We start from the raw sequence: 15,777 nt of genomic DNA on the forward strand, positions 1-15,777 counted from the left end.
AGAATTTCGCAAGAAACCAGTTCCCCCAAGAGCCACAAAGAAGGTAGGACACCGTGAACCCGGTAATCAAAAAATTCCAGTTCGGTCAGTCGACCGTTACCCTCGAGACTGGCCGTATCGCCCGTCAGGCCTCCGGCGCAGTATTGGTCACCGTTGACGACGACGTCAGCGTATTGGTGACCGTAGTCGGTGCAAAACAAGCCGATCCAGGCAAGGGCTTCTTCCCTCTGTCTGTTCATTACCAGGAAAAGACTTACGCTGCCGGTAAGATCCCTGGCGGTTTCTTCAAGCGCGAAGGCCGTCCTTCCGAGAAAGAAACCCTGACTTCCCGACTGATCGACCGTCCGATCCGTCCGCTGTTCCCGGAAGGCTTCATGAACGAAGTGCAGGTTGTCTGCACCGTCGTTTCCACCAGCAAGAAGACCGATCCGGACATCGCTGCGATGATCGGTACCTCGGCTGCGCTGGCGATCTCCGGCATTCCTTTCGATGGCCCGATCGGCGCTGCCCGCGTTGCGTTCCACGAAAGCACCGGTTACCTGCTGAACCCGACTTACGAGCAACAGGCTGCTTCGAGCCTGGACATGGTCGTTGCCGGTACTTCGGACGCTGTGCTGATGGTTGAATCGGAAGCCAAAGAGCTGACCGAAGACCAGATGCTGGGCGCGGTACTGTTTGCTCACGACGAGTTCCAGGTTGTGATCAACGCCGTCAAAGAACTGGCCGCTGAAGCTGCCAAGCCAACCTGGACCTGGGCTCCTGCGCCAGAAGCCACCGAACTGCTGGGCGCTATCCGTGCCGAGTTCGGCGAAGCGATCTCCCAGGCCTACACCATCACCGTCAAGGCCGACCGTTACGCTCGCCTGGGCGAGTTGAAGGACCAGGTCGTTGCCAAGCTGTCCGGTGAAGAAGGCCAGCCTTCTTCCGGCGAAGTCAAAGCGGCTTTCGGCGAAATCGAATACCGCACCGTTCGCGAAAACATCGTCAACGGCAAGCCACGTATCGACGGTCGCGACACCAAGACCGTACGTCCGTTGAACATCGAAGTCGGCGTACTGCCTAAAACCCACGGTTCGGCTCTGTTCACCCGTGGCGAAACCCAGGCTCTGGTCGTTGCAACTCTGGGTACTGCCCGTGATGCACAGCTGCTGGACACCCTGGAAGGCGAGAAGAAAGACCCGTTCATGCTGCACTACAACTTCCCTCCGTTCTCGGTAGGCGAGTGTGGTCGCATGGGTGGCGCTGGTCGTCGCGAAATCGGTCACGGCCGTCTGGCCCGTCGTTCGGTTTCGGCCATGCTGCCTGCCGCTGACGTTTTCCCGTACACCATCCGTGTTGTGTCGGAAATCACCGAATCCAACGGTTCGAGCTCGATGGCTTCCGTTTGCGGCGCTTCCCTGGCCCTGATGGACGCTGGTGTGCCGATGAAGGCGCCGGTTGCCGGTATCGCCATGGGTCTGGTTAAGGAAGGCGAGAAATTCGCCGTCCTGACCGACATCCTGGGTGACGAAGACCACCTGGGCGACATGGACTTCAAGGTAGCCGGTACCGCCAAAGGCGTGACCGCGCTGCAGATGGACATCAAGATCAAGGGCATCACCGAAGAGATCATGGAAATCGCTCTGGGCCAAGCCCTGGAAGCGCGCCTGAACATCCTCGGCCAGATGAACCAGATCATTGGCCAGTCGCGTACCGAACTGTCGGCCAACGCTCCGACCATGATCGCGATGAAGATCGACACCGACAAAATCCGTGATGTCATCGGTAAAGGCGGCGCGACCATTCGTGCGATCTGTGAAGAAACCAAGGCTTCGATCGACATCGAAGATGACGGTTCGATCAAGATCTTCGGCGAAACCAAGGAAGCGGCTGAAGCAGCACGTCAGCGCGTTCTGGGCATCACCGCTGAAGCCGAGATCGGCAAGATCTACGTCGGCAAGGTTGAGCGCATCGTCGACTTCGGCGCATTCGTCAACATCCTGCCGGGCAAGGACGGTCTGGTTCACATCTCCATGCTGAGCGATGCTCGCGTTGAGAAAGTGACCGACATCCTGAAAGAAGGCCAGGAAGTGGAAGTGCTGGTACTGGACGTGGACAACCGCGGCCGTATCAAACTGTCCATCAAAGACGTGGCGGCAGCCAAGGCTTCGGGCGTTTAATCACGCCTCACGCCTGACCGCTTCAACGTTATAAAAAATGCCCCGCCGTGAAAACGGTGGGGCATTTTTTTGTCTGTAGATCACAGAGTTGATTGACGACGTTGCCGTTGCTGAAACTCGGTGCTAGGTTTAGCCCACCGCCCGTGTAGCTCAGCCGGTAGAGCAGCGCACTCGTAACGCGAAGGTCGCAGGTTCGATTCCTGTCTCGGGCACCATTTCCCCCCTCGCTTGTTTCACCTTTCCGCTCAGGTTCTCGAGTTCGCGGTCCTGATCGCTGTTTGAATTTATGTTCCCGCCGTCATCAAAACATCGCGTGCACAACTTTTTGTGGGGAGATGTAAAGAGACGTGTAAATCCTCAGCCAAACGTCCTATATTCGGAGTCTGCCTGAGCAACGCCCAGCAGTTTTCAGATGATCCAGAATGGTTCTGAAGGCCAGATAAACCGGGCTTGATCCGGTTTTTTGTGTCAGAGAGATCCTTGAAGATCCAGATCCATCTTCCATTCCCAGATCAGCGAGAACGCCATGACTGTTAAAGAGATGACCCAGGAAGCCCGACACGAAGAAGCGCTGAAGAAGTATGTGCTGGATGCCCCCGAGTTGATGGACGAGATCAAGGACTTGTCCGCCGACGATCAGAAAGACCAGATCCAGTGGGCGTTCGAGGATGAAGCCGAAGCCCAGGGCTTGCAACCGTGGGAACTGACGCTCAAGTACACATCAACCCCGGAAGAATACGAGACCGAACGCCTGAAACTGCACAAGGAAGCTGCCGAGGTGTTGGGCGTCGAGTGGGAAGAGTACTGCGAGATGAACAATCTGGTGGTCTGACACTCATGTAGGAGCGAGCTTGCTCGCGATGGTCGTTAACGATAACGCCTGTTTACTGGTTAAACATGGCGCTCTCAGGTACATCGCGAGCAAGCTCGCTCCTACAGTTTTGGCAACTCACATACGTGTGATCAGAGACTCAGGCGCATCGACAGATCGACCGCCTTCACATCCTTGGTCATCGCACCGATCGAAATGTAATCCACCCCGGTCTGTGCAATTGGCAGCAACGTACTTTCGTTGATCCCGCCGCTGGCCTCCAGCTTGGCCTTGCCGGCATTCAGGCGCACGGCTTCACGCATGTCGTCCAGGCTCAGTTCGTCGAGCATGATGATGTCGGCACCGGCCGCCAGCGCTTCCTTGAGTTCATCCAGGCTTTCCACTTCAATCTCGACCGGTTTGCCCGGGGCGATCTTGTGCGCGGCGGCAATGGCCTGCGCGATGCCGCCGCTGGCGGCGATGTGGTTTTCCTTGATCAGGAAGGCGTCATACAGGCCGATGCGGTGGTTATGGCAACCACCGCAGGTCACGGCGTACTTTTGCGCCAGGCGCAGCCCCGGCAGTGTTTTGCGGGTGTCGAGCAGCTTGACCTGAGTCTCGGCCACGAAGTCCGCCAGGTATTGCGCGCGGGTCGCCACGCCGGAGAGCAGTTGCAGGAAGTTCAGGGCGCTGCGTTCGCCGGTCAGCAGTGAGCGCGCAGGGCCTTCGAGGTGGAACAGCACCTGATTGGGCGTCACCCGTTCACCGTCGGCAACCTGCCAGTGCACCGCCACCCGCGGGTCCAGTTGCCGAAACACGTTATCGACCCAGGCGGTGCCGCTGATGACGGCCGCGTCGCGGGTAATGATGGTGGCTTTGGCCAGGCGTTCGGCCGGGATCAGCTGCGCGGTGATATCGCCGCTGCCGATGTCTTCATGCAGCGCACGGCGCACGTTGGCTTCGATTTCGGCGGTCAGATCGGCGAGACGTAGATTCGGCATAACAGACTCCACAAACAAAGTGGCTCGATTATAGGGCCATGCCACCGACCAACCCAAGGCATCAGAGCGTTACGTTTGCGCTGGCACCTGTATTTGGTCGAATCCCTGACGTTGCCGGCGTTGGCTGTCGATTCCGAACATACGCCTGTTTGAGATCGGCAACCTCAAACGCGGCAAGTGATCGCGTCCTGGGGGATTATCGCGGCATACTGTGCCAATACAGTCGACGTTGAAGGAATCGGTATGCAGTTGGACCCCGCGAGCGGTTGGATTCAGGGTGTGCATGTCTGCCCCTCTCCCAACTTCAATGCGCGCCCCACAGGCGAAATTTCCCTGCTGGTGATCCACAACATCAGCCTGCCGCCGGCGCAGTTCGCCACTGGCAAGGTGCAGGAGTTTTTCCAGAATCGTCTGGATGTCACCGAACATCCCTATTTTGAAGGGATTGTGGACTTGCGGGTGTCGGCGCACTTTCTGATCGAACGTGACGGTACCGTTACCCAGTTTGTTTCGTGCCTTGAGCGTGCGTGGCATGCGGGCGTCTCGAGCTTCGAGGGGCGGGAAACCTGTAACGATTTTTCCGTGGGCATCGAGCTCGAAGGCACGGATGATCTGCCGTTCACCGACGCGCAATACCACGCGTTGACAGCCCTGACGCGCCAGTTGCAACAGGCGTTCACGGCAATCACCACAGAGCGCATCTGCGGGCACAGCGATATTGCACCGGGGCGCAAAACCGATCCAGGGCCGGCGTTCGACTGGGCACGCTATCGTGCCGCCCTGGCACAAGAGGAAGGACGATGAGTTTTCTGGTGTTGCTGTTGGCGGTGTGGATCGAGAAGTTCTCGGCCCTGCGCCATCGGGTTCAGCGTGACAATGGCTGGACACACGAGCTGAACAAGCTTGAGGCCAGCCCGCGATTTTCAAACCGACCATGGCTGGTGCTGTCGATACTGGTCTTGTTGCCGGTGGCGTTGCTGGGGTTGCTGCTGGTCGTCATCGAGCCGGTGGCCTACGGCTTGCTGGCGTTGCCGATCCATATGCTGGTAGTCATCTATAGCCTGGGGCGCGGTGATCTACTGGGCGATCTCGGGCCGTTCCGCGATGCCTGGCGTCGGGAGGACCTGCAAGCGGCGGCCCATGTCGCCCAGCGCGATCTGGATATCTGCGCAGACAATGGCGAGCAGCTGCTGGAGCAGGTCGAAGGGCATTTGCTGTGGGAAGCCTACCAGAGCTTTTTCGCGGTGATTTTCTGGTACTTCCTGTTGGGTCCGGTTGCGGCGCTGAGTTATCGATTGCTGGCGCTGGCCGAAGAGCACGGGAAAAACCCTGCAGTGGTCGAGCGCGCCGGGCAACTGCGTCACGCCTTCGACTGGTTGCCGGTGCGTCTGCTGGCCGCGAGCCTGGCGTTGGTCGGCAATTTTGTCGCGGTCAGTCGGGTGATGCTGCATGAGCTGCTGAACTGGAACATCAGCGCCGCGCAATTGATCGTGAAAGTCGGGCTGGTGGCCGGTGAAATTCCGGCGCCGGTGACCGGCGCGGAAGGTATCAACAATCTGGACCGCATCTGGGCGCTGCTGCTGCGTGCGGCGGTGCTCTGGTATGCCGGGTTTGCGTTGTGGACGGTCCTGCATTAACCCGGCTGTCTGAGCCATTGTGGCGAGGGGGCTCGCCCCCGTTGGGTGGCGAAGCCGCCCTATGCGATTTGACAGTTGAAACGTGGATCTACGACCTACGACTTCTGCGCAGCCGAACGGGGTAGTGCGGCGATCCGACAAGCCCCCTCGCCACATTGAGTTCGCTTCGTATCGCTCGCGGACTTCTGTCGTTAACCTTAAGTTACAAAACGTCCTGCCGATTTAAGTTATACAGAGATAGCGTCGAATAGTGGCTATCTGCTTTCTGTCTGCGCCTGCCAATAAAAAAAATAAGAAACTGAAGGGAGACATCCAGTGAAGAGCTTGCTCTATCCCGCTGTCGCACTGATGAACCGTCTGAGCTTCGGTATGAAGTTCAGCCTGATCAGCGTACTGTTCCTGGTGCCGATGCTGGTGACCAACTTCTATCTGGTGCGTGACTCCTACCGCGAATTCCAGGGCACGCGCATCGAGCTGCAAAGTCTCGACCTGTTGGGCAGCAGCCTGACGTTGCGGCGCGATCTGGAAACCCTGAACAACCTGGTGCAGATCAATGTCAGCCTCGGCCAATCCGGCAAGGCCGGCAATGTCGAATCGAAAATCAGCGCCCTTGAGCAGAATATTCTGACTCGCCTGCAAGGGCTGACGGCGATGACCAGCGACCCGGAGCAGGTTGCGGTGTTTGATGGCAAACGCGATGAAATGATCGCCGCGTTCAAGGCCCAGCAAACGGAAAATTCCCTGCAAAGCAAAAGTGCCTTGATCGGCAAGCTGGTGGGCAGCGCGCAGATTTTCAGCCAGCTCATCACCAGCCAGTCCGGTCTCAGTCGCGACAACCAGAGCGACATGCGCCAGTTGAGCGAGCTTGTCACCCTCGTCACGCCGCGGGTCACCCAGATCCTGGGCGAAGGTCGGGCAATGGGGTCTTACTCGTTGGGGCAGGGATTCATCAACTCGGCTTCGAGTACCCGTTTCGATGAATTGCTGGCGCAGATTGAAAAGCTCCAGGCCGAGTATGGCCTGAAGTTGCAGGATGCCCTGGGTTCCAGCAAGGCTGCGCGTGAGACCCTGGCCACTCAGGCCGATAGCAGCCGGGCATCCTTGAAGAAAGCCAGCGAGCTGTTCGAAGAACAAGTGGTCATGGCTGATACCCTCGACGCGCCGTGGCAGGGCTTTTACGATCAGGTCAGCGCCCTGATGGACCAGACTTACCAACTCAACGAAGCGGTCCTGAAGTATCTCGGCCCGCAATTGCAGCAGCGACTTGAGCAGAATCGCACGCACATGGTCTTGCAGGCCGTGGCGCTGTCAGTCGTCTTTGTGTTGATCTTTTATCTCTACGGCGCTTTCTATGCCTCGACCCGCACCACGCTCAAGCGCCTGGGGGCGGTGATGGACAAGGTGGCGGCCGGCGACATGACCGTGACCTTCAGCGCCCACAGCCGCGATGAGCTGGGGGAGCTGGGCGAAGTGTTCAACGGCACGGTGAAAAAGATCCATGACCTGATCGAGCGGGTGGGACAGACCGTCAGCGAAGTCGAGCGTCAGGCCGGCCAGGTGGAAAGCGTTTCCGCGCAAAGCAACCAGGCCGTCGCCGGGCAGCGCACGCAGATCGAACAAGTGGCCACGGCGATGAACCAGATGTCGGCCACTTCCCAGGAAGTGGCGCGCAGTGCCGCCGCGGCGGTGAGCAGTGCCCACAGTGTCAACGATGAGACCATCAGTGGTCGTGGCCTGGTGGAGTCGCAGCAAGGCAGCATTGCCGCGCTGGCCAGCGAGATCGATCAATCGGTACTGGTGATCAATCAACTGGCCAGCGACAGCCAGTCCATCAGCCGTGTGCTCGAAGTGATCAAGAGCATCGCCGAGCAGACCAACCTGCTGGCGCTCAATGCTGCCATCGAGGCGGCACGGGCCGGTGAGCAGGGCCGTGGTTTCGCCGTGGTAGCCGACGAAGTCCGGACCCTGGCCAAACGAACCCAGCAATCGACCGAAGAAATCGAGCAGATGATCACCAGGCTCCATGGCGGTGTCGGCGCGGCGGTCAAGGCCATGGGCACCAGCCATGAAATGGCCAATGGCACGGTCGGGCAGTCGGAAAAGGTCCAGCGGGCGCTGGAAAACATCTTGGGAGCGGTCGGCATGATCGTCGACCAGAACCAGCAGATTGCCGCCGCGGTGGAGCAACAAACCGCCGTGGCCCACGACATCGACCAGAACATCGTCGAGATCAATCGCGCTGGCGAGCGCACCGCTGAAGGTGCGCACCAGACCGAAGATGCCAGCCGGGCGTTGTCGGCCCAGGTCGTGGAGTTGAAACAGTTGATCAGCGCATTTCGAGTGTAGCGGTCGCCTGATACCACAGGGTTTGATTCACCAGTTGAACAACTCGCAGGCATTGGCGGTACTGGCCGCAGCCAATTGCTCGGGGCTGATCGCCATGATGTCGGCCAGTGCCGCGCAGATCGCGGGCAGATGCGCGGGGCTGTTGCGTTGGCCGGGGAACATGGCGGGCGCCATGTCCGGGGAGTCGGTTTCCAGCACCACAGAATCCAGCGGTAGCTCGGCGAGCACTCGGTGCATGCGCAATGCTTGAGGCCAGGTCGCCGCGCCGCCCAGGCCGAGTTTGAAACCCAGCTTGATGTATTCCCGGGCTTCTTCCTGGCTGCCGGCAAAGGCGTGGATGATGCCTGCCCGTTTCAGGCGAAACCGTTTGAGCGTGGCAATCACCGCCGCATGGCTGCGCCGCACATGGATCAATGCCGGAAGAGCGAAATCCGCCGCCAATTGCAATTGCGCCTCGAACAACGCCTGCTGGCGGTCGCGGTCCAGGTTTTCGATGAAGTAGTCCAGGCCGATCTCGCCGACGGCACATAGTTGCCGATGGCCAGCCAGGCGGGTCAGCCAATCGCCGAGTTCGCTCAAGTCTTCAGGGCGATGATCGTCCAGATACACCGGGTGCAATCCGAACGCCGCATGCAGGTCGGGATCGTTTTGCACCAGCTCCCAGACCCGCTGCCAATTGACCTGATAAACCCCCAGCACCACGATCCGCCGCACCCCGAGGGCGCGGCTTTCGGCCAGCAGCGCCTGACGGTCGGCGTCGAAGTCCGGAAAATCCAGATGGGTGTGGGTGTCGATCAGCTCCACGGTTCAGTCCTGGCGAATACGCTGCTTGAACGTGCGCGCAATGGCTTGCACACCGGGCCGGTAATCCGACTGCTCGATGGCTGCCAGGGCCAGTGCGAGGGCCTTGTCGGCAATCAGCTGGTGCTGCTGGGCCATGGCGTTGACCGGCAGCGGCAGGAAGTCCAGCAACTGAGTGTCGCCGAACGTGCCGAGGCGCAGCGGGCGGTTTTTCAGCGGGAAGTCGTGCAGCGCATCGAACACGCCTTGAAGCAGCACGTAGGATGTGGTCACCAGGGCATCGGGCAAATGGCCCAGGCGCTGCAGTAATTCTTCCATCAATTGTTTGCCGCACTCGCGGCTGAAGGATTCGCCTTCTTCAATCAGCACCTCACCGTTGAACCCGACGAGCGCCTCTTTGAAGCCGGCGCAACGTTCCTGGCTGATGCTCAGCTCCGGGCGGGCGCCGATCAGCGCGATCTGTTTGGGCAAGGGGGCGAGCAGGCTGCGGGTCAGTTGCAGGCTGGCCTCGCGGTCGTCACTGATCACCGAGCAGAAATGCTCGGGTTCCATGACCCGGTCGATGGCGATGATCGGAATGCCCTTGGCCTGCAATTGGCGATAGCTGTCGTCGCCGGGCGGCAGGCAGCTGGCAACGATCAGTGCGTCGCAGCGCCGGGCGCGGAACAACTGCAGCAATTGCCGTTCGCTGTCCGGCGCATCGTCGGAACTGGCGATCAGCAACTGATAACCCCGGGCCCGCGCACCTTGTTCCAGCAATTTGGCGATTCGCGCGTAACTGGGGTTTTCCAGATCCGGCAGAATGAACCCCAATGTGCGGGTGTGTCGGCTGCGCAATCCGGCGGCCTGTGGGTTAGGCGTGAAGCCATGTTGTTCGACGACCGCGCGCACGCGTTCGACGGTAGCGCTGCTGATGCGCTGTTGTTCGGCCTTGCCATTGATGACATAGCTGGCGGTGGTGACGGACACACCGGCCAACTGGGCGATATCACTGAGTTTCAACCCGCTGTTTCCTTGTTTTTTCGAGATTGCCTCGACATTTTCGTCAATCCTAACCGATTAAGGCAGGCGACCATTGTCGCAACGCATCCGACAAGTTGGACTTCAAGGATGGGCCAATTTCGAGTAACGTGCCAATCGATATAGATTAAACGTTTCAGCAAGCGTATTTTCTACGTTTTAGGCGCCTTTGGCCGGTTCTGCCGTGAAACCGCCAAAAGCGATGACCAAGCGCCTAAGCTGACTCATTCAAAACAATACCTGGTGCCCCAAGGCGCCAAAAAGGAGAAAGCATGCTCGAGCTCACTGTAGAGCAGATTTCGATGGGCCAGTCGGCTGTGGATAAGTCCGCAGCCCTGCAATTGCTGGCCGGGCATCTGGTCGCCGACGGCCTGGTTGCCGAGGGTTATCTCGCCGGCTTGCAGGCGCGGGAGGCTCAGGGCTCGACCTTTCTCGGTCAAGGTATTGCCATCCCCCACGGTACGCCCGAAACCCGCGACCTGGTGTTCACCACCGGTGTGCGCCTGATGCAGTTCCCCGATGGCGTGGACTGGGGCGATGGTCATATCGTTTACCTGGCGATCGGCATCGCCGCCAAATCCGATGAACATCTGCGCCTGTTGCAATTGCTCACCCGCGCCCTCGGCGAGACTGACCTGGGCCAGGCCCTGCGTCGCGCCGGTTCCGCCGAAGCCTTGCTGAAGTTGCTGCAAGGCGCGCCGCAGGAGTTGGCGCTGGATGCACAGATGATCGGTCTCGGTGTGGCGGCCGAAGATTTCGAAGAGTTGGTCTGGCGTGGTGCACGTTTGCTACGGCAGGCCGACTGCGTGAGCAACGGTTTCTCCGCCGTGCTGCAGCAGGTTGAAGCGCTGCCCTTGGGCGATGGCCTGTGGTGGCTGCACAGCGAACAGACGGTGAAGCGTCCGGGCCTGGCCTTCGTCACCCCGGACAGACCGCTGCGTTATCTCGGCCAGCCACTCACTGGACTGTTCTGCCTGGCCAGCCTCGGTGAGGCCCATCAAGCCCTGCTCGAACGCCTGTGCGCGTTGTTGATCGAAGGGCGTGGCCATGAGTTGGGGCGCGCCACCAGCAGCCGCAAGGTCCTCGAAGTGCTCGGTGGTGAAGTGCCCGCCGACTGGCCCAGCGCGCGAATTGCATTGGCCAACGCCCACGGTTTGCATGCGCGCCCGGCGAAAATCCTCGCGCAACTGGCAAAGAGTTTTGAAGGTGACATCCGCGTACGCATCGTTGATGGCCATGACAGTGCGGTGTCGGTAAAGAGCTTGAGCAAGTTGCTCAGCCTCGGCGCCCGTCGGGGACAGGTCCTGGAAATCATCGCCGAACCGGGCATCGCGGCGGATGCGTTGCCAGCCTTGTTGGCCGCCATCGAAGAAGGCCTCGGTGAGGAAGTCGAACCGCTGCCGCCGGTAAGTCAGACGCGTGAAGTCGTTGCCGATATGGCCGAAGTGGTCCTCGCCCCGTCATCTGGCAGCGTGGTTCAGGCGATTGCCGCCGCTCCGGGGATCGCTATCGGCCCGGCGCATATTCAGGTGCTGCAAACCATCGATTACCCGTTGCGCGGCGAGTCCGCCGGCATTGAGCGCGAGCGCCTCCAGCACGCCCTGGCGCAGGTACGCCGTGACATCCAGGGCCTGATCGAGCGCAGCAAGAGCAAAGCCATTCGCGAAATCTTCATTACCCACCAAGAGATGCTCGACGACCCGGAACTGACCGATGAGGTCGATACGCGCCTCAAGCAGGGCGAAAGTGCCGAGGCGGCGTGGATGGCCGTGATTGAAGCGGCGGCTCGGCAGCAGGAAGCGTTGCAGGATGCCTTGCTCGCCGAGCGTGCGGCCGACTTGCGCGACATCGGGCGTCGGGTGTTGATGCAACTCAGCGGCATCGAAACCCCGAGCGAACCGGATCAACCGTACATTCTGGTGATGGACGAGGTCGGCCCGTCCGACGTCGCGCGTCTCGACCCGGCTCGCGTGGCGGGGATTCTCACCGCTCGGGGTGGTGCTACGGCGCACAGTGCGATTGTTGCCCGGGCGCTGGGTATTCCGGCCTTGGTCGGCGCCGGTCCCGGCGTGTTGCTGCTGGCACCGGGTACGGCTTTGCTGCTCGATGGCCAGCGTGGTCGTCTGCATGTGGACGCTGACGCGGCGACCTTGCAGCGCGCCACGGCCGAACGCGATACCCGCGAGCAACGCTTGAAGGCGGCTGCTGAACTGCGTCATCAACCGGCATTGACCATCGATGGCCACGCCGTCGAAGTGTTCGCCAACATTGGTGAAAGCGCCGGCGTCACCAGTGCGGTGGAGCAGGGCGCCGAAGGCATTGGCCTGTTGCGCACCGAACTGATTTTCATGGCCCACCCGCAAGCGCCCGACGAGGCGACCCAGGAAGTCGAGTACCGCCGCGTCCTCGACGGTCTGGCCGGGCGGCCGCTGGTGGTGCGCACCCTCGATGTCGGTGGCGACAAACCGCTGCCGTACTGGCCGATTGCGAAGGAAGAGAACCCGTTCCTCGGCGTGCGCGGCATTCGCCTGACCTTGCAGCGTCCGCAGATCATGGAAGCGCAACTGCGTGCCTTGCTGCGGGCTGCCGACAACCGGCCGCTGCGGATCATGTTCCCGATGGTGGGCAGCGTCGACGAGTGGCGCCAGGCCCGTGACATGACAGAACGCCTGCGCCAGGAAATCCCGGTCGCCGACCTGCAACTGGGGATCATGATCGAAGTGCCGTCGGCGGCATTGCTGGCACCGGTCCTGGCCAAGGAAGTCGATTTCTTCAGCGTCGGCACCAACGACCTGACCCAGTACACCCTGGCCATCGACCGTGGCCATCCGACGCTGTCGGCCCAGGCCGATGGCTTGCATCCGGCGGTGCTGCAACTGATCGACATCACCGTGCGTGCGGCCCATGCTCACGGTAAATGGGTCGGTGTGTGCGGCGAGCTGGCGGCCGACCCGCTGGCGGTGCCGGTGCTGGTCGGCCTCGGAGTGGATGAGCTCAGCGTCGGGGCGCGCAGCATTGCCGAGGTCAAGGCGCGGATTCGCGAACTGGGCTTCACTCAGACTCAAACCCTTGCCCGACAGGCCCTGGCCGTGGGCAGCGCCAATGAAGTGCGCGCATTAGTGGAGGCCCTGTAATGGCCCGGATACTTACCCTAACCCTTAACCCGGCGCTGGACCTGACCGTCCAGTTGCCGCGCCTTGAAGCCGGCCAGGTCAACCGCAGCGATGTGATGCACACCCACGCCGCCGGCAAAGGCGTGAACGTGGCGCAAGTGCTGGCGGACCTCGGGCATCAACTGACCGTCAGTGGCTTTCTTGGCGAAGACAACCTGCAAGCGTTCGAAACATTGTTCGCCAAACGCGGTTTTGTCGATGCCTTCATCCGTGTTCCGGGCGAAACCCGCAGCAATATCAAACTGGCGGAAAGCGACGGCCGCATCACCGACATCAACGGGCCGGGGCCGCAGGTCAGCGAGGCGGCGCAGCAGGCCTTGATGGATCGGCTGGAGCAGATTGCTCCGGGGCACGATGCGGTGGTTGTCGCCGGAAGCTTGCCGCTGGGCGTCAGTGCGCAATGGTTGCAGGCGTTGATCTTGCGCTTGAAGAGCCTGGGGCTGAATGTTGCCCTCGACACCAGCGGCGAGGCATTGCGCGCAGCGCTGAAAGCGGGGCCGTGGCTGATCAAACCCAACACTGAAGAGCTGGCCGAGGTGCTGGGCTGCGAGGTCGTGTCGGTCAGTGCCCAGGCCTTGGCGGCGGAGCGTTTGCATGCCCAGGGCATCGAGCATGTGGTGATTTCCCATGGCGTCGATGGCGTGAACTGGTTCAGCGTCGGCTCGGCGCTGCATGCCACGCCACCCAGGGTCAACGTCGCCAGCACGGTGGGCGCGGGTGATTCGTTGCTGGCGGGGATGCTCCACGGTTTGCTCAGTGCCGATACGCCGGAGCAGACCTTGCGCACCGCCACGGCGATTGCCGCGATGGCAGTGACCCAGATCGGATTCGGCATTGGCGATGCAGCGCAACTGGCGCAGCTCGAACAGGGTGTGCGCGTGCGTCCCCTGACAGAACAATAAGAGGGATTGTCATGAAGTTAGCCATCGTTACGGCCTGCCCGAACGGCATGGTCACCAGTGTGCTGTGTGCCCGGCTGCTCGATGCCGCGGCCCAGCGCCAGGGCTGGAGCACCAGTGTCGAAGTCACCGATGCCGCGCATCCCGAAAAGCAACTGTCGGCGGCCACCCTCGACGCGGCGGAGTGGGTGTTGCTGGTGACCAGCGCGCCGGTGGAAATGTCGCGTTTTGTCGGCAAGCGAGTGTTCCAGAGCACCCCGGCCCAGGCCCTGCAAGACGTGGAAGCCGTGCTGCGCCGTGGAGCGCAGGACGCTCAGGTTTACGTCGCCGAAGAGGCCGTCGTCGAACCTGTGGCGGTTGTCCAGAACGCGCCGCGACTGGTGGCCGTTACCGCGTGCCCGACGGGTGTCGCTCACACGTTCATGGCCGCCGAAGCCTTGCAGCAAGCGGCCAAGCGCCTTGGCTATGAGCTGCAGGTGGAAACCCAGGGCTCGGTCGGCGCGCGCAATCCATTGAGCGCGCAAGCGATTGCCGAGGCCGATGTGGTGCTGCTGGCGGCCGATATCGAAGTCGCCACCGAGCGTTTCGCCGGCAAGAAAATCTATCGCTGCGGCACCGGCATTGCCCTCAAGCAAGCCGAAGCGACGTTGAAAAAGGCCTTGACCGAAGGTCAACAGGAAAGCGTATCGAGCGCTGCCAAAACAACGACCAAACAGGAGAAGACGGGCGTCTATAAACACTTGCTGACCGGCGTGTCCTTCATGTTGCCGATGGTGGTGGCCGGCGGCTTGATGATCGCCTTGTCGTTCGTGTTCGGCATCACCGCGTTCAAGGAGGAGGGCACGCTGGCGGCGGCGTTGATGCAGATCGGTGGCGACAGCGCGTTCAAGCTGATGGTGCCGCTGCTGGCAGGCTATATCGCCTATTCCATCGCCGACCGTCCGGGCCTCGCGCCGGGGATGATCGGCGGACTGCTGGCGAGCACCTTGGGCGCCGGTTTCATCGGCGGGATCATTGCCGGCTTTCTTGCCGGTTATGCGGCCAGGGCGATCAACCGTTATGCGCGATTGCCGCAAAGTCTTGAGGCGCTCAAGCCGATCCTGATCATCCCGCTGCTGGCGAGTCTGTTCACCGGTCTGGTGATGATCTACGTGGTCGGCAAACCGGTCGCCGGGATGCTTGCCGGGCTCACGAACTTTCTCGACAGCATGGGCACCACCAACGCGATTCTGCTCGGAGTGTTGCTGGGCGGCATGATGTGCGTCGACCTCGGCGGGCCGATCAACAAGGCGGCCTATGCATTTTCGGTGGGGTTGCTGGCGTCGCAGAGCTACGCGCCGATGGCGGCGACCATGGCGGCCGGTATGGTGCCGCCGATCGGTCTGGGCATCGCCACGTTCATTGCCCGACGCAAGTTCGCCCAGACCGAGCGCGAGGCCGGCAAAGCAGCGCTGGTGCTGGGGCTGTGCTTTATCTCTGAAGGGGCGATTCCTTTTGCGGCGAAAGATCCGCTACGGGTGATTCCGGCGAGCATCGCCGGCGGTGCGCTGACGGGTGCGTTGTCGATGTATTTCGGCTGCAAATTGATGGCGCCCCATGGTGGGTTGTTCGTCCTGGCGATCCCGAATGCAATCAACCATGCGCTGCTCTACCTGTTGGCGATTGTGGCGGGGAGTCTGTTGACGGCGGTGGCGTATGCGCTGGTGAAACGGCCGGAAGTGGTGGAGTTGGCGGTAGAGCCCGTCACCGCCTGACACCTGACCCTGTGGGAGCGAGCTTGCTCGCGATGACGGATTCACCCTCAACAAATATGTTGGCTGAACGACCGCTATCGCGAGCAAGCTCGCTCCCACAGGGATCTTCAGCGCTGGGAAGATTTGTGTCATGCCAGGGTCATAGGGTCATGCTTTAGTTTTTCCTTTTTCAGGGA

General features: G+C 61.0%; 10 protein-coding genes, 1 tRNA gene and 1 pseudogene. 9 read left to right on the top strand and 3 right to left on the bottom strand.

Going from position 1 to position 15,777, the window contains the following annotated elements:
* The first annotated feature begins 53 nt into the window (after positions 1-53).
* From pnp to PSJE_RS13505, 3 genes are all read left to right on the top strand, one after another.
* Complete coding sequence (pnp, locus tag PSJE_RS13495) at positions 54-2,159, top strand: polyribonucleotide nucleotidyltransferase (RefSeq protein WP_090453042.1); 2,106 nt, start codon at positions 54-56, stop codon at positions 2,157-2,159.
* 139 nt (positions 2,160-2,298) lie between these two features.
* Positions 2,299-2,374: transfer RNA gene (locus PSJE_RS13500), tRNA-Thr, on the top strand.
* Between the two features lie 311 nt (positions 2,375-2,685).
* Positions 2,686-2,991, top strand: coding sequence for a DUF6388 family protein (locus tag PSJE_RS13505; RefSeq protein WP_090453044.1), 306 nt, complete (start codon positions 2,686-2,688; stop codon positions 2,989-2,991).
* Positions 2,992-3,122: 131 nt separating this feature from the next.
* Here PSJE_RS13505 and nadC read toward each other — a convergent pair whose 3' ends face one another.
* Positions 3,123-3,971 carry a carboxylating nicotinate-nucleotide diphosphorylase gene (nadC, locus tag PSJE_RS13510; RefSeq protein ID WP_057716471.1) on the bottom strand — a complete coding sequence of 283 codons (849 nt, stop codon included), beginning with the start codon at positions 3,969-3,971 and terminating at the stop codon, positions 3,123-3,125.
* A 243-nt stretch (positions 3,972-4,214) separates the two neighbouring features.
* Between nadC and ampD the strand changes: the two genes are divergently transcribed.
* The 3 genes and pseudogenes from ampD to PSJE_RS32210 form a co-directional block, all read left to right on the top strand.
* The gene (gene ampD / locus PSJE_RS13515) at positions 4,215-4,775 is read left to right on the top strand and encodes a 1,6-anhydro-N-acetylmuramyl-L-alanine amidase AmpD (RefSeq protein ID WP_057716470.1); all 561 of its coding nucleotides are present in this window, start codon (positions 4,215-4,217) and stop codon (positions 4,773-4,775) included.
* Positions 4,772-5,608 carry a regulatory signaling modulator protein AmpE gene (ampE, locus tag PSJE_RS13520; RefSeq protein WP_057716469.1) on the top strand — a complete coding sequence of 279 codons (837 nt, stop codon included), beginning with the start codon at positions 4,772-4,774 and terminating at the stop codon, positions 5,606-5,608. Before ampD ends, ampE begins: the two co-directional genes overlap by 4 nt.
* Positions 5,609-7,417: 1,809 nt before the next feature.
* Positions 7,418-7,954: pseudogene (locus tag PSJE_RS32210) on the top strand (methyl-accepting chemotaxis protein); the annotation flags it as partial.
* 27 nt (positions 7,955-7,981) lie between these two features.
* On the opposite strand, the gene PSJE_RS13530 reads toward PSJE_RS32210, so the two are convergent.
* Both PSJE_RS13530 and cra read right to left on the bottom strand, forming a co-directional pair.
* Positions 7,982-8,758, bottom strand: coding sequence for a TatD family hydrolase (locus PSJE_RS13530; protein ID WP_090453047.1), 777 nt, complete (start codon positions 8,756-8,758; stop codon positions 7,982-7,984).
* Between the two features lie 3 nt (positions 8,759-8,761).
* Positions 8,762-9,757, bottom strand: coding sequence for a catabolite repressor/activator (cra, locus tag PSJE_RS13535; protein ID WP_057716466.1), 996 nt, complete (start codon positions 9,755-9,757; stop codon positions 8,762-8,764).
* Positions 9,758-10,047: 290 nt separating this feature from the next.
* Here cra and ptsP point away from each other — a divergent pair, with 290 nt between their 5' ends.
* The 3 genes from ptsP to PSJE_RS13550 are packed head-to-tail and all read left to right on the top strand — an operon-like array spanning position 10,048 to position 15,601.
* Complete coding sequence (gene ptsP / locus PSJE_RS13540) at positions 10,048-12,909, top strand: phosphoenolpyruvate--protein phosphotransferase (protein ID WP_090453049.1); 2,862 nt, start codon at positions 10,048-10,050, stop codon at positions 12,907-12,909.
* The gene (gene pfkB / locus PSJE_RS13545) at positions 12,909-13,850 is read left to right on the top strand and encodes a 1-phosphofructokinase (RefSeq protein ID WP_090453051.1); all 942 of its coding nucleotides are present in this window, start codon (positions 12,909-12,911) and stop codon (positions 13,848-13,850) included. Before ptsP ends, pfkB begins: the two co-directional genes overlap by 1 nt.
* An 11-nt stretch (positions 13,851-13,861) precedes the next feature.
* On the top strand, positions 13,862-15,601 hold the full coding sequence (locus PSJE_RS13550) for a PTS fructose-like transporter subunit IIB (protein ID WP_090453053.1): 1,740 nt from the start codon (positions 13,862-13,864) through the stop codon (positions 15,599-15,601).
* The last annotated feature ends 176 nt before the right edge of the window (positions 15,602-15,777 follow it).

The organism is Pseudomonas jessenii (genome assembly GCF_002236115.1).
Classification (GTDB): Bacteria; Pseudomonadota; Gammaproteobacteria; order Pseudomonadales; family Pseudomonadaceae; genus Aquipseudomonas; species Aquipseudomonas jessenii.

What these genes read in the sequence shown, in the direction of transcription:
- PSJE_RS13505 (WP_090453044.1), top strand. Translation starts at nt 2,686, where the DNA reads ATGACTGTTAAAGAGATGACCCAGGAAGCCCGACACGAAGAAGCGCTG.
- nadC (WP_057716471.1), bottom strand. Translation starts at nt 3,971, where the DNA reads ATGCCGAATCTACGTCTCGCCGATCTGACCGCCGAAATCGAAGCCAAC.
- ampD (WP_057716470.1), top strand. Translation starts at nt 4,215, where the DNA reads ATGCAGTTGGACCCCGCGAGCGGTTGGATTCAGGGTGTGCATGTCTGC.
- ampE (WP_057716469.1), top strand. Translation starts at nt 4,772, where the DNA reads ATGAGTTTTCTGGTGTTGCTGTTGGCGGTGTGGATCGAGAAGTTCTCG.
- ptsP (WP_090453049.1), top strand. Translation starts at nt 10,048, where the DNA reads ATGCTCGAGCTCACTGTAGAGCAGATTTCGATGGGCCAGTCGGCTGTG.
- pfkB (WP_090453051.1), top strand. Translation starts at nt 12,909, where the DNA reads ATGGCCCGGATACTTACCCTAACCCTTAACCCGGCGCTGGACCTGACC.
- PSJE_RS13550 (WP_090453053.1), top strand. Translation starts at nt 13,862, where the DNA reads ATGAAGTTAGCCATCGTTACGGCCTGCCCGAACGGCATGGTCACCAGT.